This is a genomic window from Kytococcus sp. HMSC28H12, assembly GCF_001816045.1.
Lineage (GTDB): Bacteria > Actinomycetota > Actinomycetes > Actinomycetales > Dermatophilaceae > Kytococcus > Kytococcus schroeteri.
The window spans coordinates 1-672 of record NZ_KV824479.1 but is presented as its reverse complement, the minus strand read 5'-3'; the positions used below and the strand labels follow the sequence as shown (position 1 = coordinate 672).

Here is a 672-nt window from a genome sequence, read left to right as displayed (position 1 = left end):
GGGCACCCCATCGGGGTGCCCGCCCTCCCTGCGCGAGGTGGCCCGTCGCGGGCCGGGGCTCAGCCCAGGTGCTTCTTCACCGCGGCGGCCACGCGGCCGCCCTCGGCGCGGCCGGCGACCTTGGCCTGCGCGGCCTTCATGGCCTGACCCATCTGGGACGTCTCGGTGACGCCGGCCTCGGCGACGGCCTCGGCCACCAGCGCCTCGAGCTCCTCGTCGGAGAGCTGCTTCGGCAGGTAGCCCTCGATGACCTCGAGCTCGGCCTTCTCGGACTCGGCCAGCTCCGGGCGGCCGGCCTTCTCGTACTCGGCGATGGCGTCGCGGCGCTTCTTGCCCTCCTTGGTGATGACGGCCAGCACCTCCTCGTCGGTCAGCTCCTTGGCCTCGCTGCCGGCCACCTCGGCGTTCTGGATGGCGGTGCGCACCATGCGCAGGGTGGAGGAGGTCACCTTGTCGCGGGCCTTCATGGCAGTGGTGAGGTCGGCGGTGATCTGCTGCTTGAGGTCGCTCATGGGCAGATCATCCCACCGGCCGGGGCCGCCACCCTCCCCGGTGCGATGATGGCGCCGTGGACACCCGACGCCTGCTGACCCGCCTGCGCGACCGCGAACCCCGCCCCGGGGCGCTCGCCGGGGTGGGACGCGGCGCCGCGCTGGGGGCGGCCGCCGTGGC

1 protein-coding gene is annotated in these 672 nt (G+C 74.4%); it reads right to left on the bottom strand.

The window, feature by feature from the left end:
- Positions 1-59 precede the first annotated feature (59 nt).
- A complete protein-coding gene (locus HMPREF3099_RS06785; protein WP_070705289.1) occupies positions 60-512 on the bottom strand; it encodes a GatB/YqeY domain-containing protein in 453 nt (150 codons plus the stop codon).
- Positions 513-672 lie beyond the last annotated feature (160 nt).

Excerpts from the sequence above, each read along its gene's own strand:
- HMPREF3099_RS06785 (WP_070705289.1), bottom strand. The coding sequence starts at position 512 with ATGAGCGACCTCAAGCAGCAGATCACCGCCGACCTCACCACTGCCATG.